Annotated in this window: 1 protein-coding gene; it reads right to left on the bottom strand. The window is 37.6% G+C overall.

The features are described from left to right. Nucleotides 1-170 precede the first annotated feature (170 nt). Nucleotides 171-599, bottom strand: a 429-nt coding sequence (locus ND811_RS19505) for a hypothetical protein (RefSeq protein ID WP_265353640.1), incomplete at its 5' end; no start/stop codon positions are given.

The raw sequence follows: 599 nt of genomic DNA, 5'->3' as shown, positions 1-599 counted from the left end.
ATAACGAACTAGACTTACCGAAGTTCCCCGACCCTGAGTCCCGGACGGGACGTTAGGGACTGGCATGTAGCTTGCGAACGCAAGGCGAATGCCAGAAGGGGAATTTGGCGTAGCCCGAGCGAGGGCTTGTCCCGAAGCGTAGCGGTAAGTCGCTGTTATCTGAAGGTGCCCTAGCTAAGAATTTTTTTAATGCGGTTGAACAATTTAAGAAAAATGGCCCCAATTATTGTCCCTGTTGAGCCAAATATAAAAACTAGTAATAATGAAAACCATCGTGATTCTATATTGAGATAAACTGATATCGAAAATAAGATTGAAATTATGAATCCAACAATTAGACTTCCTAAAATTGATTCTCCCAATATACTTTCTTTTTCTTCTTTATAATCTAATTTTAGTCCTTTTGTGTCTGTACTCACCGAAATTACTGGAGGTTCGTCAAATTCCTTTATTATAACACAGCTTATTTCGATTTTTTCATCTCTGTTAAGAGAAGGGATTAAGTAATCTCTCCTCGATTGCCACTGTGGCTTATCTATTGGTTTATTTATTTTTAGTAATTTATAATAATCATCCGTAAAAGTAAGCGTGTTTAATGA

Origin of the sequence: Leptospira soteropolitanensis (assembly GCF_026151655.1) — a bacterium.
Classification (GTDB): domain Bacteria; phylum Spirochaetota; class Leptospiria; order Leptospirales; family Leptospiraceae; genus Leptospira_A; species Leptospira_A soteropolitanensis.
The sequence above is the reverse complement of the archived record's forward strand: the minus strand, read 5'-3'. Positions and strand labels throughout refer to the sequence as shown.